22 protein-coding genes are annotated in these 26,649 nt (G+C 66.4%); 16 read left to right on the forward strand and 6 right to left on the reverse strand.

The annotated features are described in order from the left end of the window. Positions 1-19: 19 nt before the first annotated feature. Together DF286_RS13625 and rnd are read right to left on the reverse strand one after the other, a co-directional pair. Positions 20-271, reverse strand: coding sequence for an I78 family peptidase inhibitor (locus tag DF286_RS13625; RefSeq protein ID WP_243444886.1), 252 nt, complete (start codon positions 269-271; stop codon positions 20-22). Between the two features lie 47 nt (positions 272-318). After that, on the reverse strand, positions 319-1,503 hold the full coding sequence (rnd, locus tag DF286_RS13630; RefSeq protein ID WP_109272240.1) for a ribonuclease D: 1,185 nt from the start codon (positions 1,501-1,503) through the stop codon (positions 319-321). Between the two features lie 106 nt (positions 1,504-1,609). Here rnd and aspS point away from each other — a divergent pair, with 106 nt between their 5' ends. The 3 genes from aspS to DF286_RS13645 all read left to right on the forward strand — a co-directional run bounded on the left by aspS (position 1,610) and on the right by DF286_RS13645 (position 4,822). Continuing rightward, positions 1,610-3,424 (forward strand): aspartate--tRNA ligase, encoded by a 1,815-nt coding sequence (gene aspS / locus DF286_RS13635; RefSeq protein ID WP_109272241.1) that lies wholly within the window; start codon positions 1,610-1,612, stop codon positions 3,422-3,424. 123 nt (positions 3,425-3,547) lie between these two features. After that, entirely contained in the window at positions 3,548-4,327 is a 780-nt protein-coding gene (locus tag DF286_RS13640) for a polyphosphate kinase 2 family protein (protein WP_109272242.1), read from the forward strand. Positions 4,328-4,396: 69 nt separating this feature from the next. Next, positions 4,397-4,822, forward strand: a complete 426-nt coding sequence (locus DF286_RS13645) for a hypothetical protein (protein ID WP_109272243.1) — start codon at positions 4,397-4,399, stop codon at positions 4,820-4,822. Here DF286_RS13645 and greB read toward each other — a convergent pair. Together greB and DF286_RS13655 are read right to left on the reverse strand one after the other, a co-directional pair. Beyond that, positions 4,816-5,313, reverse strand: a complete 498-nt coding sequence (gene greB / locus DF286_RS13650) for a transcription elongation factor GreB (RefSeq protein WP_109272244.1) — start codon at positions 5,311-5,313, stop codon at positions 4,816-4,818. The genes DF286_RS13645 and greB overlap by 7 nt on opposite strands. 42 nt (positions 5,314-5,355) lie before the next feature. Next, positions 5,356-7,401 (reverse strand): lytic transglycosylase domain-containing protein, encoded by a 2,046-nt coding sequence (locus DF286_RS13655; protein ID WP_109272245.1) that lies wholly within the window; start codon positions 7,399-7,401, stop codon positions 5,356-5,358. 84 nt (positions 7,402-7,485) lie between these two features. Here DF286_RS13655 and dapA point away from each other — a divergent pair, with 84 nt between their 5' ends. From dapA to recA, 8 genes are all read left to right on the forward strand, one after another. Then, positions 7,486-8,361, forward strand: a complete 876-nt coding sequence (gene dapA, locus DF286_RS13660) for a 4-hydroxy-tetrahydrodipicolinate synthase (RefSeq protein ID WP_109272246.1) — start codon at positions 7,486-7,488, stop codon at positions 8,359-8,361. 132 nt (positions 8,362-8,493) lie between these two features. After that, on the forward strand, positions 8,494-8,976 hold the full coding sequence (smpB, locus tag DF286_RS13665; RefSeq protein WP_109272247.1) for an SsrA-binding protein SmpB: 483 nt from the start codon (positions 8,494-8,496) through the stop codon (positions 8,974-8,976). Further along, positions 8,969-9,541 carry a DUF2062 domain-containing protein gene (locus DF286_RS13670; protein WP_109272248.1) on the forward strand — a complete coding sequence of 191 codons (573 nt, stop codon included), beginning with the start codon at positions 8,969-8,971 and terminating at the stop codon, positions 9,539-9,541. Before smpB ends, DF286_RS13670 begins: the two co-directional genes overlap by 8 nt. A 35-nt stretch (positions 9,542-9,576) precedes the next feature. Then, the gene (locus DF286_RS13675; RefSeq protein ID WP_109272249.1) at positions 9,577-11,667 is read left to right on the forward strand and encodes a M13 family metallopeptidase; all 2,091 of its coding nucleotides are present in this window, start codon (positions 9,577-9,579) and stop codon (positions 11,665-11,667) included. Positions 11,668-11,705: 38 nt separating this feature from the next. Next, the gene (locus DF286_RS13680; RefSeq protein ID WP_243444887.1) at positions 11,706-14,126 is read left to right on the forward strand and encodes a hybrid sensor histidine kinase/response regulator; all 2,421 of its coding nucleotides are present in this window, start codon (positions 11,706-11,708) and stop codon (positions 14,124-14,126) included. A 38-nt stretch (positions 14,127-14,164) separates the two neighbouring features. After that, positions 14,165-14,524: a response regulator gene (locus DF286_RS13685; protein WP_109272250.1), complete on the forward strand. Its 360-nt coding sequence runs from the start codon at positions 14,165-14,167 to the stop codon at positions 14,522-14,524. Positions 14,525-14,570: 46 nt separating this feature from the next. Next, positions 14,571-15,389 carry an alpha/beta hydrolase gene (locus tag DF286_RS13690; RefSeq protein WP_109272251.1) on the forward strand — a complete coding sequence of 273 codons (819 nt, stop codon included), beginning with the start codon at positions 14,571-14,573 and terminating at the stop codon, positions 15,387-15,389. Positions 15,390-15,478: 89 nt separating this feature from the next. Continuing rightward, positions 15,479-16,549, forward strand: a complete 1,071-nt coding sequence (gene recA / locus DF286_RS13695) for a recombinase RecA (RefSeq protein ID WP_109272252.1) — start codon at positions 15,479-15,481, stop codon at positions 16,547-16,549. 160 nt (positions 16,550-16,709) lie between these two features. Here recA and DF286_RS13700 read toward each other — a convergent pair whose 3' ends face one another. Then, positions 16,710-17,963, reverse strand: a complete 1,254-nt coding sequence (locus DF286_RS13700) for a multidrug effflux MFS transporter (protein WP_109272253.1) — start codon at positions 17,961-17,963, stop codon at positions 16,710-16,712. A 119-nt stretch (positions 17,964-18,082) separates the two neighbouring features. Between DF286_RS13700 and DF286_RS13705 the strand changes: the two genes are divergently transcribed. The 3 genes from DF286_RS13705 to DF286_RS13715 all read left to right on the forward strand — a co-directional run bounded on the left by DF286_RS13705 (position 18,083) and on the right by DF286_RS13715 (position 20,965). Next, positions 18,083-18,928: an agmatinase family protein gene (locus DF286_RS13705; protein ID WP_109272254.1), complete on the forward strand. Its 846-nt coding sequence runs from the start codon at positions 18,083-18,085 to the stop codon at positions 18,926-18,928. After that, complete coding sequence (locus DF286_RS13710) at positions 18,925-19,548, forward strand: glutathione S-transferase family protein (RefSeq protein WP_109272255.1); 624 nt, start codon at positions 18,925-18,927, stop codon at positions 19,546-19,548. The genes DF286_RS13705 and DF286_RS13710 overlap by 4 nt, the downstream gene beginning before the upstream one ends. 94 nt (positions 19,549-19,642) lie before the next feature. Next, complete coding sequence (locus tag DF286_RS13715) at positions 19,643-20,965, forward strand: dicarboxylate/amino acid:cation symporter (protein WP_243444889.1); 1,323 nt, start codon at positions 19,643-19,645, stop codon at positions 20,963-20,965. 103 nt (positions 20,966-21,068) lie between these two features. Here the strand turns inward: DF286_RS13715 and DF286_RS13720 are convergent, their stop codons facing one another. Beyond that, positions 21,069-23,093 carry an elongation factor G gene (locus tag DF286_RS13720; RefSeq protein ID WP_109272257.1) on the reverse strand — a complete coding sequence of 675 codons (2,025 nt, stop codon included), beginning with the start codon at positions 23,091-23,093 and terminating at the stop codon, positions 21,069-21,071. 265 nt (positions 23,094-23,358) lie between these two features. On the opposite strand from DF286_RS13720, the gene DF286_RS13725 reads away from it, so the two are divergent. Both DF286_RS13725 and alaS read left to right on the forward strand, forming a co-directional pair. Beyond that, entirely contained in the window at positions 23,359-23,928 is a 570-nt protein-coding gene (locus tag DF286_RS13725; RefSeq protein WP_109272258.1) for a hypothetical protein, read from the forward strand. Positions 23,929-23,979: 51 nt separating this feature from the next. After that, positions 23,980-26,640, forward strand: coding sequence for an alanine--tRNA ligase (gene alaS, locus DF286_RS13730; RefSeq protein WP_109272259.1), 2,661 nt, complete (start codon positions 23,980-23,982; stop codon positions 26,638-26,640). The last annotated feature ends 9 nt before the right edge of the window (positions 26,641-26,649 follow it).

Consider the following 26,649-nt stretch of genomic DNA (forward strand, 5'->3'; position numbering starts at 1 on the left):
GCCGGGATGACGCTGCGGCCTAGCCGCAGGTGATAGCCTCGACCCGGTTCTCGGCGTCGAGCTTGATGTTCAGCCGGTCGGTCCGATAGTCCATCGTCACCGCCTGGCCCGGCTGTATCCAGCGCAGCGTCCGGGCGCCGCTGAGGCGCAGGGCTTCGGCGCCGAGCTCGGCCGCCGCCATCTGGCCGACCAGACCCTGGGCGGCGTTCGCGTCGCATTCGCCTTCGCCCATGACGGGGGGCGGCGCCTCGTTGTCGACCGGCGTCGTCATGCAACCCGCAGCCGATAGCAAAAGCGCGCTCGCGCCAAGTCTCAAGATCATCTTTCCGCCTCCGTTCCGGCCTCGGTCCTGGTCATCGCCAGCTTCCCGTCGCGGATGGCGAAGGCGAGGCGGCCCTCGACGAGATCGAGCGCGTCTCGGCCGAACTGCTCGTATCGCCATCCCTCCAGGATCGAGAGTCCCTGACGCTTGCCGGCGGCGAGAAGTTCCAGATCCTCGGACCGGGCTATGAGCCGCGCGGCGACATTGCTCTCGCGCGAGCGGATCTTGAGCAGCAGCTTCAGCAGGTCGGCGACCAGCGCGCCTTCCTTGCCGAGCCCGGGCTTGTCCTCGCGCTGGGGCATCTCGTCGGCGGGGAGGGGATGGGCGGCGGTGATCGCGTCCATCAGCCGCGCGCCGATGTCGTTGGACTTCCAGCCGGCGGACAGCCCACGCACCCGCGCCAACCCTTCCTGGCTCGTCGGCGGGTGGGCGGCGATGTCGGCCATCGTCTCGTCCTTCATGATCCGCCCGCGCGGCAGATTCTTCGATCGCGCCTCGATCTCCCGCCAGGCGGCGATCGCCTTGAGCCGCCCCAGCACCTCGGCCTTGCGGCTCGGGATGCGCACCCGCTTCCAGGCCTCGGCGGGATCGTTGGCGTAGTTGGACGGTTCGGCCAGCCGCTCCATCTCCTGGTCGAGCCACTCGCCCCGACCGGTCTTGCGCAGCTTCTTCAGCATCTTCGGGAAAATCTCGGCGAGATGGGTAACGTCGCCGATCGCATAATCGATCTGCCGCTGGTCGAGCGGGCGCCGCCCCCAGTCCGTGAAGCGGGCGCCCTTGTCGAGGCTCTGCCCGAGCAGGCTTTCGACGAGGTTCGAATAGCCGATCTGCTCGCCGAGCCCGAGGGCCATCGCGGCGACCTGCGTATCGAACAAGGGATGCGGCGTGCCCCCCGTCATGTTGAAGATGATCTCGAGGTCCTGCCCGCCGGCATGGAAGACCTTGAGCACATCCTCATTATTGACGAGGAGGTTGAGGAGCGGCGTCAGGTCCAATCCCTCGGCCTTGGGATCGATCGCCGCGGCCTCCTCCTGGTTGCCGATCTGGATCAGGCAGAGGTCCGGCCAATAGGTGTTTTCCCGCATGAATTCGGTATCGACGGCGACGAACTCGGATCGGGAGAGGCGTTCGCACAGGGCAAGCAGCGACTCGCTGTCGGTGATCAACGGATGAATATGCATCGGCCGCCTCTTAACGACGGGCTCCTCCCTTGACAAAGGGGCTGTGCCACCCGAAGCGCACGCCGGTTGAATTTCACTCTATAGTCGAACCGGGGACCGAGCCCTTATGCACGCCTATCGCACTCATAGCTGCGCTGAATTGCGCGCCTCCCACGTCGGCGAGCGCGTCAAGCTGTCGGGCTGGATCCATCGCAAGCGCGACCATGGCGGCGTGCTCTTCATCGATCTTCGCGATCATTTCGGGCTCACCCAGGTTGTCGCCAATGCCGATACAGAGGCGCTGAAGATCCTGGACCGGCTGCGGGCCGAGTCGGTGGTCACCATCACCGGCAAGGTCGTCGCCCGCGGCGCCGAGGCCACCAACCCGAACCTCGCCACCGGCGAGATTGAGGTCGTCGCCGAGGAGGTGACGGTCCAGTCCGCTGCCGAGGAGTTGCCGCTGCCTGTCGCGGGGGAGGCCGACTATCCCGAGGATATCCGCCTTCGCTACCGCTATCTCGACCTTCGCCGGGAGCGGCTGCACCGCAACATTGTCCTTCGCAGCCAGGTGATCAGCTCCATCCGCCGCCGCATGGTCGACCAGGGCTTCACCGAGTTCCAGACGCCGATCCTCACCGCCTCCAGCCCCGAGGGCGCGCGCGACTATCTAGTGCCGAGCCGCGTCCATCCCGGCAAATTCTACGCGCTCCCGCAGGCGCCGCAGATGTTCAAGCAGCTGATCATGGTCGCTGGTTTCGATAAATATTTTCAGATCGCGCCCTGCTTCCGCGACGAGGACGCCCGCGCCGACCGGAGCCCGGGCGAATTCTACCAGCTCGACCTCGAGATGAGCTTCGTCACGCAGGACGACGTGTTCGCGGCCCTGGAGCCGGTGCTTGGCGGCGTCTTCGAGGAGTTCGCGAACGGCAGACAAGTCACCAAGGCACCGTTCCCCCGCATCGCCTACAAGGAAGCGATGCTGAAATACGGCTCCGACAAGCCGGACCTGCGCAACCCGATCGAGATTTCCGACGTGTCGGAGCATTTCAAAGGCTCCGGCTTCGGCCTCTTCGCCCGTATGGTCGAGAGCGGCAGCGTGGTGCGCGCCATTCCGGCGCCGGGGACGGCGGACAAGAGCCGCAAGTTCTTCGATGACATGAACGACTGGGCGCGCAGCGAAGGCCATGCCGGCCTCGGCTACATCACGCAGAAGAATGGCGAGTTGGGCGGGCCCATCGCCAAGAACCATGGTGAGGAGGCGACTCGCAAGCTCATCGCGGAGCTCGGCCTCGGCCCCAATGACGGCCTCTTCTTCGCCGCCGGCAAGGAAGCGCAGGCCGCGAAGCTCGCCGGCCTCGCCCGCACCCGCGTCGCCGAACAGCTTGGCCTCATCGACGAGAACGAGTTCAAATTCTGCTGGATCGTCGACTTCCCGATGTTCGAATATGACGAGGATGCGAAGAAAATCGACTTCAGCCACAACCCCTTCTCGATGCCACAGGGCGAGCTGGAGGCGCTGGAGACCAAGGATCCGCTCGATATCCTCGCCTACCAGTACGACATCGTCTGCAACGGCGTGGAGCTGTCCTCGGGCGCGATCCGGAATCATCGACCGGACATCATGTACAAGGCGTTCGAGATCGCCGGCTACAGCAAGAGCCAAGTCGACGAAGACTTCTCCGGCATGATCAACGCCTTCAAATATGGCGCGCCCCCGCACGGCGGCTCGGCGCCGGGCATCGACCGCATCGTCATGCTGCTCGCCGGCGAGCCCAACATCCGCGAGGTCGTCCTTTTCCCGATGAACCAGCGGGCCGAGGACCTGATGATGAACGCGCCCAGCGAAGTCACCGCCAAGCAGCTCCGCGAGCTCCACATCCGCATCGTCGAGCCGGCCGGCACGGCAAAGCAGGACCCGGCACGGACGGTTGCGCTGGAGTAGACCCGAGCCGATTGTCACCGCCACCGTTCGGGCTGAGCTTGTCGAAGCCCTTCCCTATCTTCTAACCAGAGCAAGAGAAGGGCAGCCCTTCGACAGGCTCAGGGCGAACGGAGTGGGGGTGTCGTGACGATCAACCTCTCAGACTATGAATCCGGCGCGAAGTTCCGGGGCGACTATTCCAGCACTTTGGACACCCTCCAGGAGCGGCTCGCCCGAATCCTGGTCGCGCACGTCGTCCACAACAAGCGCAGCGTGGTGGTCGTCGAAGGCTGGGACGCTGCCGGGAAGGGCGGGGCGATCAAGCGCCTCACCGCCGAATGGGACCCGCGCTCCTATTCGGTCTGGCCGATCGGCGCGCCGACGGAGGAGGAGAAGGGCCGCCACTTCCTCTGGCGTTTCTGGCGGAGGTTGCCGGGCCAGGGCGAGATCGCCGTCTTCGACCGGAGCTGGTACGGCCGCGTCCTCGTCGAACGGGTGGAAGGGCTGGCGAGCGAGCGCGAATGGCGGCGCGCCTATGACGAGATCAACGAGTTCGAAAGCCAGCAGGTGGAGGACGGCACGGCGCTGGTGAAGCTCTTCTTCCACGTCACCCAGGAGACCCAGGACGAGCGCCTCCGCGCCCGGCTCGATCACCCGTGGAAGCGCTGGAAGGTCAACGCCGACGATTTTCGCAATCGGGCCCGGCGCGGGGATTATCTTAAGGCGCTCGCGGACATGTTCGCCCACACCGACACCCGCTGGGCTCCGTGGACGGTGATCGACGGCCACAACAAGAAAGCCGCCCGCATCGCCGCGCTCACCGCCGTAGCCGAAGCGCTCGAGAAGCATGTGCCGATGAAGCCGCCGCAGCCTTCTCCCGAGATCGGGGCACTCGCCCGCCAGGCTTTCGGAAAAGATGGTTGAGGGGGCGTAACGAGAAACTTTCCGGCTTAGTTATGGTTAAAGCGAAATCAACCATAAGGGAGGCGATCCATGCGAAGGATACACGCCATCGCGCTGCTGCTGGCGGCGACGGGCCTGTCCGCCTGCACCTATTATGACGATTACGGCTATGGCCCGGAATATGCCTCAGCCTGGGGCGAGTATGGCGACTATGGCTATGCCGGCGATTATTATCGACCGGACCGCTGGCGGGACCGCGACACCAATCTGAGCGGCGCCGGCGTCCGGCAGCTCGACCCGTGGCTCGCCTTGACGCCGGAGGGGAGGGACATCGTCGCCTTCGGGTTCGACACGGACGCCGACGGCTGGATCGCGGAGGACATAGCGGAGCGCGCGAACATCTGGTTCCGCCACTATGCCGACACGGACGAGGACATGCGGCTCACCGATCCTGAAATCCGGGTGGCGCTGGTACAGGGCTCGCGCGACCGGTCCTGGATGCCGGGCGGCTACTGAGCCGAGCCCGGCTCCGGGTAGCCGATCGCCATGATCTCGAATTCCTTTTCTCCGGCGGGGAGCTGGACGCGGCGGAGGTCTCCCACGGCCGCGCGGCGGATCGCCCGGGCGAGCGGCGAGTTCCAGCTGATCCTGCCCTCGCCCGCGTCCGCCTCGTCCTCGCCGACCAAGGTGACGATGCGGCGATTGTCCTCCTCGTCGGCGAGGGTCACGGTGGCGCCGAAATAGACGCGGCCCTGATCGGGCTGGTTCGCGGGATTGACGACCGAGGCCTTGGCCATCCGCTTCGACAGGAATGTGATCCGCCGGTCGATCTCGCGCAGCCGCTTGCGGCCGTAGATATAGTCGCCATTCTCGGACCGGTCGCCATTGGCCGCCGCCCAGCTGATCGTCTCGACCAGCTTCGGCCGTTCCACGGCGAACAGCGCCTCATATTCCTCGCGGAGGCGGCGATAGCCTTCGGGCGTGATGTAATTGGGTCTGTCGGTCATATGCGTCCGATGCCTTGCCGCCGCGACGCGCCGGGGAGGCTATCAGCCCGGCCGGCTCTTGCCGAGATAATAGGACAGCCGCGTGGCTTGCTGCGCATTGGTTCGGCCAGGGTTGAGCGCGTCATAGACCACGGCGTTCTCCAGCACCCGCTGCACATAGCCGCGGGTCTCGCTGAACGGGATCTGCTCGATCCAGGTCACCACGTCGACACCGGGCGTGCGCGGGTCGCCGAACTCGTTGACCCAGCGGCGGACATTGCCGGCGCCCGCATTGTAGCTGGCGATCGCGAGCGGGGCATAGCCGTTCCACTGGTCCATCAGCCGGGCGAAATAATGGCTGCCGAGCATGATGTTGTAGCCGGGATCGCTGGTGAGGCGCGACAGGTCGTAGGAAAGCCCCATGCGCGAGCTCGTCTCGCGTGCCGTTCCCGGCATCAGCTGCATCATGCCCCTGGCGCCGGCGTGGCTGACGGCTGCCCGATCGAAGGAGCTTTCCTGGCGGATGATGCCATGGGCGAGCGACCAGAGATGGTTTTGCGTCGGCGGGATCTGCACCTCGGGATAGCTGGCCGCGACGTAGAAGTCCGATCCGTCGTTGCGGGCATCGCGCGCCAGCCAGACGGCGAGGTCCTGCCGGCTCACCTGCCGAGCCAGCTCCGCCGCCAGCGCTCGCTCCCGGTCGTTGGTCGCCTGTTCCGACAAGGCGCGGATGAAGTCCGTCTGGTCCTTATGGCTGCCGAGCTGTCCCAGCAGCCGAATCGCCTGCACCAGATCCTTGGAATAAAAGGCCGTGCGCTCCCCCGGGCTGATGGCGATGGCGGTCAGCGGGCGCGGCGCCGGCACCGGCCGGTTGAGCTGCTCCAGCGCGAGCTGGCCGTAGAACAGCTCGGGATAAGCCGCCGCCTTGCCGAAATGGCTTTGCGCCTGGACGACCTTGCCCTGCGCCTGGGCGGCGCGGCCGGCCCAGTACATGCCCTTGGTCAGCACCTGCGCCGAACGCCCGCCATTGGCGTAGCGGACGAACATCGCCTCGGCGTCGGCAGGCCGGTTGAGGCGGTGCATGGCGGTCGTGCCGGCAAGCCAGGCGAGGCTCGTATAATCGTCGCGCTCGCCATAGGATTGGGCGCTGATATCCGTGCCCGCCGGATAGGCGTCGTCGATCTGCGAAGCGATCTGATAGGCCATCTGCCATTGCCGGTCGTTGGCCGCGCCGCGCGCCATGACGAGCAACGTCTCGTACCATTTCTCGACATCGTAGGGCCGGAAGGCGAGGGTGCGCGAGCGCGCCAGCAGCGCGCGCGCGGCATAGCCCTGGTTGTTGTTGCGCATGCGCTCGGCCCGGTCGCGCAGTACGCCGGCGTGGGTGTTGGCGAGATCGCCGAGCGCGGCCAAGCGAGCATCGGCATCCGGCATGCCCGACTGGACAGCAATTCGCGCTTCATAGACCGACCGCCGTGCCGGCGACGTCATCGGCAGCAGGCGGCGCGCGCTGGCGATATCATTGTTCGCGAGAAGCGTTTCCATCCGCCGGTCGTGATCGTCCATGGTCAAGGCGCCACCGAACAGCGCCAGGATGCGATCGAGATCAGTCTGCGGCAGAACCCCGCTCTGCCACGCCTGCCGGGCCGCGTCGCGCGCCGCCTGCGTCTGGCCCGTCGCGTGAAGCGCAAAGGCGTAGCGGGCCTGGCCGACTCCAGTCAGCGGCGGCATCACTCGAAAGTAGGAGACGACTTCGGCGGCGTTCATAGTGTTGGGATCGATCGCCCGTTCCGCGGTCTTGCGCATGGCCGTTTCACCCGGCCAGCCGCGATAGCTCGTCAGGAAGGAGGCGTAGGAAGAGAAGGGCAGATTGTCGCTTTGGCGCAGGCTGTTCCATCGGGCGAGTCCGGTGCTGACCCGGCTGCCGATCGCGGGCGCGGGCGGCACGGCGGCCTGGGACAGGGCGGCCGCGGCCGTCGCGGGGGCGCTCTGGACCGCGGCGGCGGCCAATGGAGTGACCGGCCCGCTGGTCTGGAGCGCCGCCGCGACCGTTCCGGCGGATGCGAGGAGGACGGCGAAAGCGACGGTATTTTTATGCATGCTGGACATTATGCCGACCCCCTCCTTATCAGGCCATGAACGATGGCGGATTAGCCTATGTCCGCACATGCTTCCGACGTGAAGGAGACTATCATGTTTCGCGGGTCGATACCGGCTCTGGTGACGCCATTTCGCGACGAAGCGTTTGACGAGTCCGCGTATCGCGACTTCGTCGAGTGGCAAATTAGTGAAGGAAGTCATGGTCTTGTACCCTGTGGCACGACGGGGGAGTCCGCGACGCTCCCGGTGGACGAACATTATCGGGTGATCGAAGTCTGCGTCGAGCAGGCCGCCGGTCGAGTCCCGGTCATCGCCGGCTGCGGATCGAACGACACGGCAAGCGCCATCCGCAGCATGAAGGCGGCCAAGGAGCGCGGAGCCGACGCGGCGCTGATCGTCCTGCCCTATTACAACCGCCCGAATCAGGAGGGGCTGGTCGCGCATTTCACGGCGCTGGCCGAAGCCTGCGACCTCCCCATCGTCGTCTATAATGTTCCCGGCCGCACCGTCACGGACATCAAGCCCGAGACCCTGGGGCGGATCGCCAAGCTCCCAACGGTCGTTGCCATCAAGGACGCGAGCGGCGATCTGCCGCGCGTCACCGCCCACCGGCGCCTTTGCGGCACGGATTTCGTGCAGCTTTCCGGCAATGACGACATGACGCTCGGCTTCATGGCGATGGGCGGCGTCGGCTGCATCTCCGTCACCGCCAATGTCGCGCCGCGTCTCTGCGCCGATTTCCAGAATGCCTGCCTCGGCGGCGACTGGCAGACCGCGCTCGCCCTCCAGGACAAGCTCTATCCGCTCCACGCCGCCCTGTTCAGCGACGCTTCACCGGGGCCCGTTAAATATGCCCTTTCCCGCGTGCGTCCCGAAATGCCTTCCGAGCTTCGCCTGCCGATGACCCCGCCCTCAGAAGCGAGCCGCAAGGCCGTCGACGCCGCGCTCGCGCATGCGGGGCTTGTGTGAACCGCCGTCCCTACACACACACCGTTCGCCCTGAGCCTGTCGAAGAGCTGCGCTCCCGTCTTTCGGCTGGAAGAGAAGGGAAGGGCTTCGACAAGCTCAGCCCGAACGGTCCGGGTACGGTGAACTGATCAAATGGCCCGTCCGCGTCCTGAGAGTTTCGACAAGGCGAAGGTTGTCGCTGAGAACCGGCGCGCGCGCTACGATTATGCCATTGAGGATAAATATGAGGCCGGCATCGCGCTCACCGGTACCGAGGTGAAGTCGCTGCGTTTCGGCGAGGGCTCGATCGCCGAGAGCTATGCCGAGGTGAAGGACGAGGAAGTCTGGCTGATCAACGCCAACATTCCCGAGTTCAGCCACGGCAACCGCTTCAATCATGAGCCGAAGCGTCCGCGCAAGCTGCTCCTGCACCAGCGCGAAATCGCGAAACTCCACGGCGCCGTCGCCCGGCAGGGCATGACGCTCGTGCCGCTCTCCATCTATTTCAACAGCCGGGGCCGGGCCAAGGTGGAGCTGGCGCTGGCGCGGGGCCGCAAGGCGCCCGACAAGCGCGCCCACGAAAAGGAAAAGGACTGGAAGAGGGAGCAGGGCCGCCTGCTCAGGCAGCATGGATAGGGACAAGGCGTGGCTCGCCCGCCTGATCAAGAAGAACATGCCGAGCCGGGAGGAGCTGGCGGAGAACCGCTGGATCAAGCCCTTCGGCCATCGTGTGCTCCACAGCGAATTCTGGCGCTTCACCCGCCGCTCGGTGCCGCGCGGCGTCGCGATCGGGCTGCTCGTCGGCATCTTCCTGATGATACCGGGGCTCCAGATCATCGGCGCCGCGCTGCTTGCCGTGCCGTTCCGCGCCAATATTCCGGTGGCCGCGGCGATGACCTTCCTCAGCAATCCGGCGACGACCCCCTTCATCCTCGGCGGCTCGTTCGTGGTCGGAAGCTTCCTTGGCTTCGGCGGCGACAAGGCCGCTTTCTATGCGATGTGGGAAGGGGACGCGAGCCTACGCGAATGGCTGTTCTGGTTCGCGTCCGATGCCGCACCAGCCGCCCTCGGCGGGCTGCTTGTGGTCGCCGTCGTGACGGCGGCCATCGGCTATGTTCTGGCCGATCATGGCTGGCGCTGGTGGCAGGCCCGTAAGTGGAAGCGGCGCTCGGCCGGACGCAATCCCGATCCAGCCGACTGATTCACAGCAATATTGATCGAGAGGAACCGAAGACGATGAAGCGGATATTGATCGCTCTGCTGGCTACAAGCACGCTGTCGGCCTGCGCCACGACGGGTACCGGGACGACGACGGCGGAAGTCGCCGAGCAGACGGCGACGGTAGCGGAAGGCGCTACCGGCCCGGTGGCGCCCGCCCCGGCCGACGCGCCGCAACTCGGCAGCTTCGGCTTCGACACGGCCGGCATGGATCGCAGCGTCGATCCGGGCGACAGCTTCTATGATTTCGCCAACGGCACCTGGGCGAAGACGACGCCGATCCCTGCCGACCGCTCCAACTACGGCATGTTCACCATGCTGGAGGATCTTTCGAACGAGCGCACCCGCGAAATCCTGGAGGAGCATGCGAAGACGCCCGGCTCCAAGATCGGCGACTTCTATACGAGCTTCATGGACCGCGCGGCCGTCAATGCCGAGGGCTTCCAGCCGCTCGTCCCCGTGCTCCAGACCATCGACCAGGCGAAGAACCATGCCGAGCTCGCCGCCATCATGGGGCGCCTCAATCGGCTCGGGGTGGGGGCGCCGTTCGCTACCTATGTCGATTCGGACGACAAAAATCCCGACGCCGCCATTTTCCAATTCTATCAGGGCGGCCTCGGTCTCCCGGATCGCGACTATTATCTGAGCGACGACGCGAACCTCGCCGGTAAGCGCAAGGCCTATCGCGACTATCTCGTCCAGCTGCTGAAGCTCACCGGCGAAGACAATGCCGAGGCGCGCGCGGACGCGATCATGGCGCTGGAGACCGACATCGCCGAGGCGCACTGGACCCAGGTCGACAGCCGCGACGCGCAGAAGACCTACAACAAGCTGACGCCCGCCCAGCTCGCCCAGGCCGCGCCGGAATTTGCGTGGGACGGCTATTTGAAGACGGCGGGCATCGCCGACCAGCCCAGCTTCATCGTCCGCCAGCCCACGGCGATCGGCGGCACCGCCAAGGTCCTGACCTCGGCGCCGCTGACCGTGCTGAAGGATTATCTCAAGCTGCATACGCTCGACACTTATGCGCCGTACCTGTCGGACCCGTTCGTCGATGCCAATTTCGCCTTCCACGGCACCGCCCTCAACGGTACGCCCGAGAACCAGGATTTGTGGAAGCGCGGCGCCAACCTCGTCACCAACGCGATGGGCGAGGAAGTCGGCAAATATTATGTCGAGCGCTATTTCCCGCCCGAGGCCAAGGCGGCCGCGGACGAGCTGGTCGGCAACGTGCTCGCGGCCATGGACCGGCGCATCCAGAACCTCAGCTGGATGGCGCCGGAGACCAAGGCGCGCGCCCGCGCCAAGCTCGCCGCTTTCACGCCCAAGATCGGTTATCCGGAAAAATGGCGGGACTATTCGGCGCTTGCGGTCGCCCGCGACGACCTGGCCGGCAACGTCATGCGCGCCAACGAGTTCGAACATCAGCGCAACCTCGACAAGCTCGGCAAGCCGATCGACCGCGGCGAATGGTTCATGACGCCGATGACCATCAACGCCTATGCGAACTTTACCTGGAACGAGATCGTCTTCCCGGCGGCGATCCTGCAGCCACCCTTCTTCGACCCGAATGCCGATCCGGCGGTGAACTATGGCGGCATCGGCGCCGTCATCGGCCATGAGGTCAGCCACCATTTCGACGACCAGGGCAGCAAATATAGCGAGACCGGCGCGCTCGAGGAGTGGTGGACGCCGGCCGACGTCAAGCGCTTCGAGGCGCTGACCCAGGCGCTGGTCGAGCAGTACAACCAGTACGAGCCGCTGCCGGGCAAGCATGTCAACGGCCAGCTGACCCTCGGTGAGAATATCGGCGACCTCGCCGGCGTCACCATCGCCTACGACGCCTACCTGACGTCGCTCGGCGGAAAGGAGCCGCCGGTGATCGACGGAATGACCGGGGCCCAACGCTTCTACCTCGGCTGGGCGCAAATCTGGCGGCGCAACTATCGCGAGGACAATCTTCTCCAACGCCTCATCACCGATCCGCATGCGCCGTCCCGGGAGCGGGCGTCGGTGGTGCGCAACTTCGACGAGTGGTACAAGGCCTACAACGTTTCCCCCGACGATACGCTCTATTTGTCGCCGGACGCCCGGGTTCGCATCTGGTAGGCGGCTTCCGCTGTTGACGGCGGGGAGAAGGGCGGCACATGAGTGACGGCATCGCCATGTCGTCGCTCAGCCCCGCCTCTCAAGCCGCCTTCGGCGCCGCCCGGCGCGGCGGCGGCTGGACGCTTGCCCTGGGCTTCGCCGCCGCTCTTGGCTCCGCCGCCCTGCTGCTGTGGGTGGTGGGCGACAGGCTGTTCGCCGGCGCCTTCCTGGCGGGCGTGGTCGGCATCGGCGCCCTCCTGCTCCTGAGGTCGCGATTTTCCACGCCCGCGATCATAGGGGAGGCGGCCCCCTGGCTGGACGTCTCGCTGCTCCGCGCCGCGCTCGACAGCTCTGCCGCAGCCGTGGCGATCACCGACGAAGCCGGGCTGATGGTGGTGGCGAATGACGGCTATGGCCAGTGGTTCGGTTCCGCCGCGCCTCTCGACCTGCCGCTTCCGGCCGACCCGGAATTTCTCGGCGTGGCGGCGGCTCAAGCCAGGCGCGAGGGAAGCATCGCCGCCGAGCGCATTCGCATCAACGGCCTGCTGCTGCGCCTCACCGTGGAGCGCGCCGGTTTTGCCGGAAATTATCTAGTCTGGACCTTTACCCGTTCGGAGGATCTGGACCTGGTGCGCGACGCGCGCCGGCTGATCGCGGGCGAGGCCGGCAACCGCATCGGCGAGGCGGGGGTGATGGCGGCGCTCGCCGACGGCGACGGCAAGCTCATCACCGCCAACCGCGCCTTCATCGCCCGGGCGGTCGGCCAGAGCGACGCGGCGATCGTCGGGACGCCGCTGGTTGGGCTGCTCGCCGCCAGCGAGGACGGCCAGTTCCATTTCGCCCATGAAGGCAAGGGCGCCTCGGCGCTCCGCATCGTGCAGATACCTGTGGCGGACGGGCCGGCGCCGCTCACCCTGTTCCTGCTGCTCGACGATCTGCCCGCCGGCGGCCGCCTCAGAGGCGAAGAGAGCGCCAGTATCAACGCCCTGCTCGATTTCCTGCCGCTGGGGCTTGCGCTGATCAATGTCGACGGCCGCTTCGTCTATTTGAACAAGGCTTTCCGCAAAGCCGCCGGCCTCAGCCAGGACACTCGCCCTCTCTATCCCGGCGATCTCGTCGTCGACGAGGACAAGGCTCCGGTGTCCGACGCCGTTCGGCGCTTCGCCCGCGGCCCCGCCACGTCCAGCGACATGGCCGTGCGCCTCAAATCCCAGCCCGACGAGCCGGTGGCCCTGACCCTCGCCGGTGCTCGCGGTCTGGGCGATGCCGCCGTCATCCTCTCGCTCAAGGACAATAGCGAGGCGGACCGCCTGAAACGCCAGGTCGCGCAGGCGACGAAGATGCAGGCGGTCGGCCAGCTCGCGGGCGGCGTCGCCCATGATTTCAACAATATCCTGACCGCGATCCTCGGCTATTGCGACCTGATGCTGATGCGCCATGCGCCCGGCGACAGCGATTATGACGACATCCAGCAGATCCGCAGCAACTCGAACCGCGCCGCCAGTCTCACCCGCCAACTCCTCGCCTTCTCGCGCCAGCAGACGCTGCGCCCGCAGGTCCTCCAACTGCCCGACGTCATCTCCGAGGTTTCGAACCTGCTGAAGCGCCTGCTCGGCGAGACGGTGAAGCTGCAGGTGAAGCACGGCCGCAACCTCGGCGCCGTACGCGCCGATCCCGGCCAGCTGGAGCAGGTCATCGTCAACCTCGCCGTCAACGCCCGCGACGCCATGCTCACCAAGGATCCGATGGGCGGCGGCACCTTGACGCTCCAGACCTTTTCGGTCTCGTCGGACGAGGCGCGCAAGCTCGGCGGAGACATCCTTCCGCCGGCCGAATATACCGGCCTTCGCGTGTCCGACACCGGCACCGGCATTCCGCAGAACCTGCTCAGCAAGATTTTCGAGCCCTTCTTTACCACCAAGGAAGTCGGCAAGGGGACCGGCCTCGGCCTCTCCACCGTCTACGGCATCGTCAAGCAGTCGGGCGGCTTCATCTTCGCCGAATCGGAGGAGGGGGAGGGGACGAGCTTCTCCATCTACTTCCCCGTCCACCGCGCCGAGGTGAAGAAGCGCCCGGCGCGCGACAAGGCAGCCGACGTTAGGGGCGAGCTTTGGGGCACGGGCACCATCCTCCTCGTCGAGGACGAGGCGATGGTGCGGGCGGTGGCGGAGCGCGCGCTCACCCGCCACGGCTACAAGGTTCTCACCGCGGAAAATGGCGAGGCCGCGCTCGAGATCCTGGCGCGGGAGGGGAAGGTGGACCTCATGATCTCGGACGTGGTCATGCCGACCATGGACGGGCCGACGACCGTGCGCGAGGCGCGCAAAACCCATCCGGACCTGCCCATCCTCTTCATCTCCGGCTATGCTGAGGAGCAGCTTCGAAAGTCGATCGACCTCGAACGCGTCTCCTTCCTCGCCAAGCCTTTCTCCGTGCAGACCCTCGCCGAAGCGGCGCGCGACACTCTGCTGTCGAAATAATCTTTGGATTTGAAGCGATAGCGCGCTAATCCACAGCTGTGAGTGAAAGCCGTTCCATTCTCGTCATCGAGGACGAGCCTCTGATTGCGATGATGCTCGAGGACTTCCTCGATACGCTCGGCCACAAGGTGATCGACACGGTGGAAACCGTCGACGCCGCGCTGGAGCGGATCGATCGCGGCGGCTTCGACGTCGCCATCGTCGACATCCATCTAAAGGATGGGGAGAAGGTCTGGCCGGTAGCCGACCGGCTCGCAGCCGTCGGCTGTCCGTTCATTCTGGCGACGGGCGGCCATGTCGAACCGCCGCCGGCTGAATATGCGTCCGTGCCGGTGCTCGCCAAGCCCTACACGATCGACGCGATACCTCCCGCGCTCACGGCCGCCTGCGGGGGATAGGCTCTCCCTGTTTCGACGGCGGCCCGTCCTGCCGTAGAAGCGCTCCATGTGGTTCGTGAAGCTGCTCGCTGTCGGCGCCGTCGCCTATCTGCTGATCCTCGCGGCGGCCTTCTTCTTCCAGACGTCGCTGCTTTTCCCTGTTCACCTCGCCGGGCCGTCGGGACCTCTGCCGTCCGGCGCCGAGCGCATCGGCGTCGAAATGGCCGATGGCGAGACGATCCACGGCGTCCACATTCCGCCGCGCCAGCGCTCCGGCGAGAGCAGGGCGCTCATCCTGGGATTCGGGGGCAATGCCTGGAATGCCGATCATGTCGCGGCCTATCTGAACGCTCTTTATCCCGACGCCGATGTGGTCGCCTTCCACTATCGCGGCTATGGCCCGAGCGGCGGCCGACCGAGTGCCGAGGCGCTGCTCTCGGATGCGCCGGGGCTCTACGATTTCGTGGTCGGACGGCTCGATCCGGACCGAATCGTCGCCATCGGCTTCAGCATAGGCGGAGGCGTCGCCGCGCATCTCGCCAGCCGCCGCCCTCTCGACGGGCTGATCCTGGTCACGCCCTTCGATTCGCTCGCGGCGGTGGCGCGCGAGCATTATGCATGGCTGCCGATCGGTCTGCTGCTCCGCCACCATATGGCGCCGGCCAAAGATCTCCGCCAGGCCGCGACGCCCGTCGCGCTGATCGCGGGGGCCCGGGACAGGATCATCTCGCCAGCGCGGACGGCCGCTCTCCGCGATGCCGTCCCCAGTCTCATGCTGGATCGCACCATCGCCAGCGCCGGCCACAACGACATCTACGACCGGCCGGAATTTCAGCAGGCCATGGTGGAAGCGATGCGCGGTTTCGAGGCGGCGAAAGGTCGTTGATGTTTCCTACTTGTTCTCACGGAACAAAGCATATACACCCTCTCGGAAGCGTTGAACGAGCGGCGCGGACATCCTAGGGGACACAGGCCATGGTGGCATCGTTGAAAGTCGTATCCGACAGGAATTCCGATAATATGGACAAGCAGAAAGCCCTCGATGCCGCGCTGGCACAGATCGACCGTGCGTTCGGCAAGGGGTCGGCGATGCGCCTCGGCTCGCGCGAGGCGGTTCAGATCGAAACTATTTCGACCGGTTCGCTGGGCCTGGATATCGCCTTGGGCGTCGGCGGCCTGCCGCGCGGCCGCGTCGTCGAGATTTACGGGCCGGAGAGCTCGGGCAAGACCACGCTCGCGCTGCACACCGTGGCCGAAGCTCAAAAGCTTGGCGGCACCGCGGCCTTCGTCGACGCCGAGCATGCGCTCGATCCGGTCTACGCCAAGAAGCTGGGCGTGGATGTCGACAATCTCATCGTCTCCCAACCCGACACCGGGGAGCAGGCGCTGGAGATCGTCGATACGCTGGTGCGCTCCAACGCGATCGATGTCCTCATCGTCGACTCGGTCGCAGCCCTGGTCCCGCGCGCCGAGATCGAAGGCGAGATGGGCGACAGCCATGTCGGCCTCCAGGCGCGGCTGATGAGCCAGTCGCTGAGGAAGCTCACCGGCTCCATCTCCAAGTCCAAATGCCTGGTCATCTTCATCAACCAGCTGCGCATGAAGATCGGCGTGATGTACGGCAATCCCGAGACCACGACCGGCGGCAATGCCCTCAAATTCTACGCGTCGGTGCGCCTCGACATCCGCCGCACCGGCCAGATCAAGGATCGCGACGAGATCGTCGGCAACACCACACGGGTGAAGGTGGTCAAGAACAAGGTCGCGCCGCCGTTCAAGCAGGTCGAGTTCGACATCATGTATGGCGAGGGCGTGTCCAAGCTCGGCGAGATCCTCGACCTCGGCGTCAAGGCCGGCATCGTCGAGAAGTCCGGCGCCTGGTTCAGCTACGATTCGATCCGCATCGGCCAGGGCCGCGAGAACGCCAAAAACTATCTCAAGGAAAATCCGGAGATCGCCGCCCGCATCGAAGCCGCCGTTCGCGGCAAGACCGAAGAGGTCGCCGAGGTCATGATGACGGGTCCCGGCGCGGACGACGATCTCTAAAGAGGGATCGTCCGACTCGCCATCCCGTCATTGCGAGCGGAGCGAAGCAATCCAGTTAAGCGCCGACGCAGGCAGATAAGCGCCGGCGGGGTCTGGATTGCTTCGTCGCTTCGCTTCTCGCAATGACGCCTATTCGGCGATCATTCGGGGACGCCGGCAATCATTCGGGAAGATCGATGATGCTGCCGGGCATCGTCTCTTCGGGCCGATTGGTCCACAGCGCGATGCCGAGCGCCGCTAGCCCGCACAAGGTGAAGCCGAGCAGGAACGGGACCGTGGTTCCGTTGAAGCTCTGGCCGATGGCGAGACCGACCAGCGATCCGCCGACCGTCGTGATCATGCCCTGCACGGACGAGGCGGTGCCGGCGATATGGCCCAGCGGCTCCATCGCAACGGCGCCGAGATTGGCCGAAATGAGGCCGAACGAGGCCATGGTCAGCGATTGGAGCAGGACGAAGGCGAGCAGCGTCTCGCCGTGGAAAGCGACGATCGCGAGGTGGAGCGCGGCGAAAGACGTGAAGACGCCGAGCGCCCAGAGCATGATCCGCCTGGAACCGATCCGTTCGACGATGCGCGAGTTGAGCCAGGAACTGAGCGCCATCGGCCCGGCGATGCCGGCGAAGACCCAAGCCATCAGATCGGCCCGACCGAACACGTCGAAGACGATCTGCTGGATCGAATTGATGAAGCCGAACAGCCCGCCCATCACCAGCGTCAGCGCGATGGTGTTGCCGATCGACAGCCGGTGGCTGAGGGTCGTTCCGATCGCATCGCCGATATGGCGGATGGACAAGGGGCGCCGGTTTTCGGGCATATGGGTTTCGGGCAAACGAATCAGCGCCCAGGCGAGCACGGTCGCGCAATAGACGCCGAGGCCGATGAAGATGAAGCGCCAACTGGCCACCGCCAGCACCGCCTGCCCGAAGGCCGGCGCCAGCACCGGCACGATCATGAAGACGATGAACACCAGGCTCATCAGCCGCGCCATTTGCGAGCCGCTATAGCGGTCGCGCACGATCGACACGACCAGGACGCGCGTCGCCGCCGCCGACACGCCCTGGACGAAGCGGGCGCCGAGCAGCATCTCGAAGCTGGTGGCGAGGCCGGACGCGATAGCAAAGAGGCCATAGAAGAGCAGGCTGACGGTGAGGATCGTCTTGCGGCCCAATCGGTCGGAGATCGGCCCGTAAAGCAGCTGCGCCCCGCCAAAGCCAACGAGATAGGCGGTGATGACCAGCTGCCGGCGATTGTCCTCCGAGACGTTGAGCGCCTCGCCGATGGCGGGGAGGGCCGGCAGCATCGAATCGATGGCCAGCGCATTCACCGCCATCAACGCCGCCATCATCGCCACGAATTCGCCCAGGCGGGGGCCGTGCCGGTCGGTCTCATGTGCAGCAGCGGCGCGCTCGGTCATTATGATCTCTTTCGTTGGCCGCGCCCCGCGGCGGCGTCGCCGGGGCCAGATGCGCCCGGGCCACCCCGGTTTCAACCCCGGCCAAAAGCTGCGATAGGCCCGTGACGAGGAAAGTCCCGATGATCGCAGACCCACTCCCAGAGCCATCGCGCTCCCAACCGCCGTTGATCCGGCTGATCGGTCTTCCGACCGACAGTCATTCGAGCTTCCTTCGCGGCGCAGCAGCGGCGCCGCCGCTGATCCGCGAGGCGCTTCGCTCCGATCATTCCAACCTGGCGGCCGAATCGGGTGCCGAGATCGGCGTCGATGTCCTCCTCGACGACGCCGGCGACCTGCCGCTTGCCGAGGAGCCGGCAGACGACGACCGCATCCGCGCCGCCGTGACGGACGCCCTCGCCGCCGGGGCGGTCCCGCTCGCACTCGGCGGCGATCATTCCGTCTCCTTTCCCGTCGTCGAAGCGGTGGCCGCCGCGCACGGGCCGGTCGACATCCTCCATTTCGACGCCCATCCCGATCTCTACGACGATTTCGAGGGCGACCCGCGCTCCCATGCCTCGCCCTTCGCCCGCATCATGGAAGGCGGCCATGCCCGGCGCCTGGTGCAGGTCGGCATCCGTACCCTCAACCGTCATTGCCGCGAGCAGGCCGAGCGATTCGGCGTCGAGATCGTGCCGATGCGCGGCTTTTCGCCGGAGCGGGTGCCCGTGCTCTCCGGTCCCGTCTATGTCAGCATCGATCTCGACGGCTTCGATCCGTCGATCGCGCCGGGCGTGTCGCATCACGAGCCGGGCGGGCTCACCGTCCGCGAGGTCCTGGCCGTGCTCGACCGCATCGAGGGCCCTCTCGTCGGCGCGGACATCGTCGAATATAATCCCGGTCGCGACGTGAACGGCGTCACTGCGGTGTTGGCCGCGAAGCTCGTCAAGGAAATCGCCGCGCTCGCCCTAAGGACCCGCTTGCCATGATCATCGTCCATCACCTCGAAAACTCACGTTCGCAGCGCGTGCTCTGGCTGCTCGAGGAGTTGGAGATGCCCTATGACATCCGCCGCTACGAGCGCGACCGGAAGACCATGCTGGCCCCGACCGAGCTGAAGCGGGTTCACCCGCTCGGCAAGGCGCCGGTGATCGAGGATGACGGCCGTGTCCTCGCCGAGACCGGCGCCATCGTCGAATATCTGGTCGAGAAGGCGGGCGGGAAGCTCGGGCCGCCGCCCAATCGCGAGGCGGTGCTGCGCTACCGCCACTTCCTCCATTATGCCGAGGGCTCGATGATGCCGCCGCTGTTCGGCCTGCTCATCATCAACCGCCTCGGCCTCCTCGGCAAGCCCGCCAAGGCGACCGTCCAGGCGATGCTCGACACGCATCTCGACTGGCTGGAGAGCGAGCTCGCCGCCCGCGCCTGGTTCGCCGGCGACGAGTTTACCGCCGCCGACATCATGATGAGCTTCCCGCTCGAAGCCTCCCGCGCCCGCGGCGGTCTCGGCCCGAGCCGGCCGCATCTGATGGACTGGCTGGAGCGCATCCACGCCCGCCCCGCCTATGGCGCCGCGCTGGGCAAGGGCGGGCCCTACGCCTACGCCTGATGCGGCTCTTCCCGTTGACAAGCCGACGATAAGCTGCACCGGTGCGCGCGCAATCCACGAAAGAATGAAAAAGTGAAGGGGGAGAGGAAAGCCCATGGCTGAAGACGGACGCCGCGTCTCGCTACAAATGAAAATGCTGATCGGCTTCATCGTCGGCCTGGTGGCGGGGCTGATCGCTCATATGACATCGCCCGGCGCCGCCTGGGTCGAGGCGGTGACGACTTATGTGACAGGCCCGATCGGCCAGATCTTCCTGCGGCTCCTTTTCATGCTGGTCATCCCGCTGCTCTTCTCGGCGTTGGTGGTCGGCATCGCGGAGATGGGGGACGTTCGCGCGCTGAAGCGGGTCGGCATCAAGACGCTGGTCTTCACGGTAGCCATCTCCTCCGTCGCCGTCCTGATCGCGCTGTCGATCGTGAACCTCTTCCAGCCCGGCGCCGGTGTCGATCCGGTGCTCGCCCGCGAGCTCCTCGTCGACGCGCGCGAAGGGGCGGGGGCGATCGTCTCGCAAAGCGCCGAATCGCCGTCGGGCGTCGAAGCCTTCCTCAACATCATCCCGAGCAACGTCTTCGCCGCCGCGTCGGCCAACGACATCCTCGCGATCATGTTCTTCGCGCTGTTCTTCGGCATCGGCCTGCTGCTGGTGAACACGCCGCAGGCCGAGCGCCTCCAGGAAGCGATCGAAGGCGTGTTCCACGTCGCGATGCGCCTTATCGGGATCGTCATCCGCCTGGCGCCGCTCGCCATCGCCTGCTTCATGTTCAACCTGGCGGCGGTGTTCGGATGGGACCTGCTGGTGCGGCTCGGCGCCTATGTCGGCGTCGTCATCCTCGCGCTCGGCGTCCACATGTTCGTCACCTATCCGCTGGCCCTGAGCCTGCTCGGCAAGATGTCGCCCGTCCGCTTCTTCCGGGACATTCAGGAAGCAATGGTGATGGCCTTCTCCACGGCCTCGTCCAACGCCACCCTGCCGACCGCGCTGCGCGTTGCCGACCAGAATCTGAAGCTGCCCGGCCGCGTCTCCCGCTTCGTCCTCACCATCGGCGCCACCGCCAACCAGAACGGCACCGCGATGTTCGAGGGCATCACCGTCCTTTTCCTTGCCCAGTTCTTCGGCGTCGAACTGACCTTGGCCCAGCAGGGCATGGTGCTGCTGGTCTGCATCCTCGGCGGCATCGGCACGGCGGGCGTCCCTGCCGGCTCGCTGCCGGTGGTGGCGCTGATCCTCGGCATGGTCGGCGTGCCGCCGGAAGGCATCGGACTCGTGCTCGGCGTCGACCGGCTGCTCGACATGTGCCGCACGACGCTCAACGTCACCGGCGACCTCACCGCCGCCGTTGTGATCTCGCGCGGGGAGGAGGATGTGCCGGCGGCCAGCGTCGATGAAGCGCCGCTCGCTGAAGCCCATCCGAGTTAAGTTCCTGCGTCATTGCGAGCGGAGCGAAGCAATCCAGGCAGCGCCGACGCCGACTGGATTGTTTCGTCGCTGCGCTCCTCGCAATGACGGTTGACCGCCGAACCTACGCCGGCTCCAGCTCGCGATGGACGACTTCGTCGGCAAGCTTGCCGTTGAGCTCGGCCAGGTGGTCGAACTCCGCCTCATAGGTGGCAAGACCCTGGCTTAGCGACCGCAGCTCCGCATCGAGGCCCTGCAGCTCCGATTCGGGCATCAGCGCCTCGATCCGGTCCCAGCGGGACCAGCCCTCGCGCGGCCCCATGCCGAGCATCTGGCCGCGCCGGCTCGAGATTGCGGAGGTGACGCGGGAGGTTGCCGTGCCCGGCGCGATGATCGTGACCTTATGGACCGGCTCCAGGAGGTGCGGCGCCGCCGCTTCCAGGGCTTCGCTCATCGCGATCCGGCCGGCGGTGCGGAAGGCCAGCTCCGAGCTGTCCACCGTGTGATAGCTGCCGTCGGTAAGGGTCACCGCCACGTCGACGACCGGAAAGCCGAGCGGGCCTTTCTCCATCGCGTCGCGGATGCCCTGCTCGACGGCGGGGATATACTGTCGGGGGACCGCGCCGCCATGGATCCGCTCGTCGAACCGGAAGCCTTCGCCCCGGCCGAGCGGCCGCACTTCGATCACGACGTCGCCGAACTGGCCGTGGCCGCCCGACTGCTTCTTGTGCCGCCCGCGCTGGGTGAGGCTCTTGCGGATCGATTCCTTGTAGCCGATCGTCGGCTCCTTCGAATCCACCGCAACCCCGTAGCGGCGTTTCAATCGAGCGATGGTGACCTTCAGATGCTCGTCGCTGACGCCCTTTAGGCGCGTCTCGTGCAGCGCCTCGTCCTGGTCCCAGTGCAGCGACGGGTCCTCCTCGACCAGCTTGTGAAGCGCGGAAGACAGACGGACATCGTCCTTCCGATCGCGAGTAGCGATGGCCAGCACGTAATTGCTCGCCGGCCGCTGGGCCTCCGGAGGGGGAGGGGCCTTGCCGGCACTCAGCCATTCGCCCGCGCCGATACCCTCGGCCTTGGCAATGGCGACGACGTCGCCCGCCTCCGCCTTTGCGAGCTTTGTGGTCTTCTCGCCCTGCACGGAGAAGAGCGTGCCGATACGCACCGGCTCGCCGGCGGCCGTCTTGAGCTCCGCGCCTTCGCTCAACGTCCCGCCGAACAGGCGGGCGAGAGCGAGGCGGCCCATGGCGCCGCCGTGCGAGATCTTGAAGACGAAGGCACAGCCGCCCTCCGCTTCCAGCCGTTCGGCCGTGGCCGCGGGGGAGGGGGTTTCGTGGCGGAGGGCCTTCAGCAGTCGCCGGACGCCGAATCCGTTGAGGGCCGATCCGAACAGCACCGGAACGCCCAGATTCTCGCGCGTTTCGCGGGCGAGGTCGGCGAGCACCGTCGGCAGGTCCGGCATTTCGTCCATCAGCAGCTGCTCGAGCAGCGCATCGTCATGGTCGGCGAGCTGCTCCAGCATGTGGAAGCGATCCGTTGCTTCACGATCGGCGAGATCGGCGGGAATTTCGGTCCGCTCGGAAGGCTTGCCGGGGCGATAGTGGAAGGCGCGCTCCAGGGCGAGATCGACGAAGCCGGTGACCGTCTCGCCCTCCCGAATGGGAATTTGCCGCGCGATGAGGGGAGAGGCGCTCATCGGCTGCAGGGCTTCCAGAAGTTCCCGGATCGAGCCTCGCGCCTGATCGATCTTGTTGACGAAGACGGCGTGGGGAACGCCCAAGGCCTCCAGCTGTCGCAGCGCCGGCTCGGCGAGAATGGCGCGGTCCGGCTCCGGATCGACGACGACCAGCGCGAGGTCGGCCGCCGCCAAGGCCAGCGCGCCGTCGGCTGAGAAGGCGACGGAGCCGGGGCAATCCAGGACCGCGAACTTGTCGCCCAGAAACTCGAAATGCATGAGGTTGAGCTCGGTCGATCCGCGGCGCGCCCTGGCTTCCGGGCTCGCATCGCCGACGCTGCTGCCATTATCGACGCTGCCTTGCCGGTCGAGGCTTCCGGACGCGAACAACAACGCCTCCGCCAGGCTCGTCTTGCCCGCGCCGCCCGGCCCGACGAGGGCAACGGTCCTGGTGCCAATCGATTTCTCCGGCATGATCCTCTCCTCTCGGTGTCGCCGCGCGAACCCGCCAGAGCCAGATCATCCCGGGGCCGAAGCATCGCGGGCTTCGACCGGAGGCGTGAACCAGGCTCTCGTTCCAAGAGCGCACCCGCGCCAGGCGCCCACCGTCCACCCATATTGGTTCCAGCGCAAGGGGGAGAAGGGCAGTCCGGCCCGACTTTGGAACGGTTGCCGCGCATCATGGGTTAGTCTGCGAGGCGAAACCGCGGCACCGGCCGTCGCTTCAATGGAGAGGGCCTTGGCACGACCCAGAACGCTTCCGGCACTGGCCGTCGCGACGCTGGCGGGCATCGGCCTCGGCGTCCATCTCGGCCGCGCCGCGATCGGCGCCGTCGACCCCTTCTACTTCACGAATCCCGCCGGCACCGAATCCTATGCCGAGCTGGTGCCCGCGGCCAGCCTGTCGCGGCCCTGGTCGAACGACCTCGAGCCCGATGGCGGCGATTATGGCTGGCCAGCCTCATGCATCGGCTGCGGCTCCGACCGGGCCGTCTATGAACCTGCCCCCTATGATGGTTTCCAGGACGCGTGGACGCCGTCTTCGGAGGCGGAGCCCCGCTATGCGGTGGTCGAGACGGTGCCCGCCCTCGACGACGAGATCGAGTCCGTCGCAGCCGACATCGAGAGGGAATTCCGGAGCGTCGAACGCTATGCCTATTATCCTGTGAGCCATGAGGCGGCTCGCGCGCAGGATGGCGCCGTGGCGGCCGTTCTGGAGGAGGAGCGATCGGCCGTCCCAACGATCGAGTCGCGCAGGCCGCTGGAGTCGATACTTCCGCAGGAACCGGTCAAGGCCAGCGCCTATTAGAATGACGCCCGGGCGCTTGCCGGCCCGCCGCGCCTCGCTTACATCGCGCGCATGACCTCGACCAACGACATCCGCCGCTCCTTCCTCGATTATTTCGGGGCCAACGGGCATCAGGTCGTCCCCTCGGCGCCGCTGGTGCCGCACAACGATCCGACCCTGATGTTCGTCAACGCCGGCATGGTTCCGTTCAAGAACGTCTTCACCGGATTAGAGACGCGTCCTTACTCGACCGCGACGTCCAGCCAGAAATGCGTCCGCGCCGGCGGCAAGCATAACGACCTCGACAATGTCGGCTACACGGCGCGCCACCACACCTTCTTCGAAATGCTGGGGAATTTCTCCTTCGGCGACTATTTCAAGGAACAGGCGATCCATCACGCCTGGACTCTGATCACGAAGGAATGGGGGCTCGATCCGAACCGCCTTACCACCACCGTCTTCCATACGGACGACGAGGCCTTCGACCTCTGGCGCGAGATTTCAGGCCTGCCGGAAAGCCGCATCATCCGCATCGCGACGTCGGACAATTTCTGGGCGATGGGCGACACCGGCCCCTGCGGGCCATGCTCCGAAATCTTCTACGATCATGGCGAGCATATCCCCGGCGGCCCGCCCGGATCGCCCGACGAGGACGGCGACCGCTTCGTCGAGATCTGGAACCTCGTCTTCATGCAATATGAGCAGATCGATCCCGAGACGCGGGTCGACCTGCCCAAGCCGTCGATCGACACCGGCATGGGCCTGGAGCGCATCGCCGCCGTGCTGCAGGGCGTCCACGACAATTATGACACGGACACCTTCAAGGCGCTGATCGAAGCCAGCGCGGAGCTGACCAAGGCCGAGGCCCAAGGCGCGCGCCAGGCGAGTCATCGCGTCATCGCCGATCACCTGCGCGCTTCCGGCTTTCTCGTCGCCGACGGCGTGCTGCCGGCGAACGAGGGCAGGGGCTATGTCCTGCGCCGCATCATGCGCCGCGCCATGCGCCATGCCCATATCCTCGGCGCGAGCGAGCCGCTGATGCATCGCCTGGTGTCGGCGCTGGTCGCCGAGATGGGCGCCGCCTATCCCGAGCTGGTCCGGGCGCAGCCGCTGATCGAGGAGACGTTGAAGCTGGAGGAGACGAAGTTCCGCCAGACACTCGACAAGGGTCTCCGCCTGCTCGAGGAGGCGACCGTCTCGATGAAGGCCGGCGATACTCTGCCGGGCGACGTCGCCTTCAAGCTCTACGACACCTACGGCTTCCCCTACGACCTCACCGAGGACGCCCTTCGAGCCCAGGATTTCGGCGTCGACCGCGCCGGCTTCGACGCCGCCATGGCCGAGCAGAAGGCCGCCGCCCGCGCCGCCTGGAAGGGCTCGGGCGAGAAGGCATCGGACGATCTCTGGTTCGACATCGCTGAGGAACATGGCTCGACCGAATTCACCGGCTATACCGGCCATGAGGGCGAGGGGCAGGTGCTCGCGCTGGTGAAGGACGGCGTCCGCGTCGACAGCGCCGAGGCGGGCGACGAGGTCATCATCGTCACCAACCAGACGCCCTTCTACGGCGAGAGTGGCGGTCAGATGGGCGATGCCGGAACTGTTCGCAACGACAGCGGCTTACTGGTCGAAGTTAAGGACACTTCAAAGCCGTTGGGACGGCTCCATGCGCATCATGCGGCCGTCAAGTCCGGTTCGATCAGGATCGGCGATGCCGTGCGCCTGGAGGTCGATGCCGAGCGCCGCACGCGCATCCGCGCGAACCATTCGGCGACGCACCTTCTGCACGCCGCGCTTCGCCACCGGCTCGGCACCCATGTGACGCAGAAGGGCAGCCTGGTGGCGCCCGACCGCTTCCGCTTCGACTTCTCCCATCCGAAGGCGCTCACCAGCGAGGACATCGAGGCGATCGAAGCGGAAGTGAATGCGCATATCCGCGAGAACCAGCCGGTCACCACCCGCCTGATGAGCCCCGACGAAGCCATCGCTGCCGGTGCCATGGCGCTGTTCGGCGAGAAATATGGCGACGAGGTGCGCGTGCTCTCGATGGGCCGCGGCAGCGAGGCCAGCTATTCGGTCGAACTGTGCGGCGGCACCCATGTCGGCGCCCTCGGCGATATCGCTCTGTTCAAGATCATTTCCGAAAGCGCCGTCGCCTCCGGCGTTCGCCGCATCGAGGCGTTGACCGGCGAGGCCGCGCGCCAGTGGCTGACGGCTCGCGAGGACAGGCTGAAGGAGGTCGCTTCGGCCCTCAAGGCGGCTCCCGAAGAGGTGCCCGGCCGCGTTGCCAGCCTGATCGAGGAACGGCGTCGCCTCGAGCGCGAGCTGGCCGAGGCCAAGAAGGCGCTGGCGCTCGGCGGGGGCGGCAAGGCCGAAGCCGCCGGGCCCGAGCAGGTGGGCGGCCACGGCTTCATCGGCCAGGTGATCGAGGGGCTGGAGCCCAAGGGCCTGCGCGGGCTTGTCGACGAAGCCAAGCAGCGGGTCGGTTCCGGCGTGGTCGCGCTCGTCGCCGTCAATGACGGCCGCGCGAGTGTCGCCGTCGGCGTCACCGACGACCTCACCGCCCGCCGCAACGCCGTCGACCTCGTCCGCAAGGCCGTGGCCGAGCTGGGCGGTCAGGGCGGGGGCGGCCGTCCCGACATGGCCCAGGGCGGCGGACCCGACGGCGGCAAGGCGCAAGCGGCGCTTGACGCGGTGAAGGCGGCTCTCAGCGAAGAGGCGGTCGCGGCTTAGGCGCAACCA

It is taken from the genome of Sphingosinicella humi (assembly GCF_003129465.1).
In the GTDB taxonomy this organism is placed as follows: domain Bacteria; phylum Pseudomonadota; class Alphaproteobacteria; order Sphingomonadales; family Sphingomonadaceae; genus Allosphingosinicella; species Allosphingosinicella humi.

Bases quoted from the DNA above. Each gene is read 5' to 3' on its own strand.
- DF286_RS13625 (WP_243444886.1), bottom strand. From the start codon at position 271: ATGACGACGCCGGTCGACAACGAGGCGCCGCCCCCCGTCATGGGCGAA.
- rnd (WP_109272240.1), bottom strand. From the start codon at position 1,503: ATGCATATTCATCCGTTGATCACCGACAGCGAGTCGCTGCTTGCCCTG.
- aspS (WP_109272241.1), top strand. From the start codon at position 1,610: ATGCACGCCTATCGCACTCATAGCTGCGCTGAATTGCGCGCCTCCCAC.
- DF286_RS13645 (WP_109272243.1), top strand. From the start codon at position 4,397: ATGCGAAGGATACACGCCATCGCGCTGCTGCTGGCGGCGACGGGCCTG.
- greB (WP_109272244.1), bottom strand. From the start codon at position 5,313: ATGACCGACAGACCCAATTACATCACGCCCGAAGGCTATCGCCGCCTC.
- DF286_RS13655 (WP_109272245.1), bottom strand. From the start codon at position 7,401: ATGTCCAGCATGCATAAAAATACCGTCGCTTTCGCCGTCCTCCTCGCA.
- dapA (WP_109272246.1), top strand. From the start codon at position 7,486: ATGTTTCGCGGGTCGATACCGGCTCTGGTGACGCCATTTCGCGACGAA.
- smpB (WP_109272247.1), top strand. From the start codon at position 8,494: ATGGCCCGTCCGCGTCCTGAGAGTTTCGACAAGGCGAAGGTTGTCGCT.
- DF286_RS13670 (WP_109272248.1), top strand. From the start codon at position 8,969: ATGGATAGGGACAAGGCGTGGCTCGCCCGCCTGATCAAGAAGAACATG.
- DF286_RS13675 (WP_109272249.1), top strand. From the start codon at position 9,577: ATGAAGCGGATATTGATCGCTCTGCTGGCTACAAGCACGCTGTCGGCC.
- DF286_RS13680 (WP_243444887.1), top strand. From the start codon at position 11,706: ATGAGTGACGGCATCGCCATGTCGTCGCTCAGCCCCGCCTCTCAAGCC.
- DF286_RS13690 (WP_109272251.1), top strand. From the start codon at position 14,571: ATGTGGTTCGTGAAGCTGCTCGCTGTCGGCGCCGTCGCCTATCTGCTG.
- recA (WP_109272252.1), top strand. From the start codon at position 15,479: ATGGTGGCATCGTTGAAAGTCGTATCCGACAGGAATTCCGATAATATG.
- DF286_RS13700 (WP_109272253.1), bottom strand. From the start codon at position 17,963: ATGACCGAGCGCGCCGCTGCTGCACATGAGACCGACCGGCACGGCCCC.
- DF286_RS13705 (WP_109272254.1), top strand. From the start codon at position 18,083: ATGATCGCAGACCCACTCCCAGAGCCATCGCGCTCCCAACCGCCGTTG.
- DF286_RS13710 (WP_109272255.1), top strand. From the start codon at position 18,925: ATGATCATCGTCCATCACCTCGAAAACTCACGTTCGCAGCGCGTGCTC.
- DF286_RS13715 (WP_243444889.1), top strand. From the start codon at position 19,643: ATGGCTGAAGACGGACGCCGCGTCTCGCTACAAATGAAAATGCTGATC.
- DF286_RS13720 (WP_109272257.1), bottom strand. From the start codon at position 23,093: ATGCCGGAGAAATCGATTGGCACCAGGACCGTTGCCCTCGTCGGGCCG.
- alaS (WP_109272259.1), top strand. From the start codon at position 23,980: ATGACCTCGACCAACGACATCCGCCGCTCCTTCCTCGATTATTTCGGG.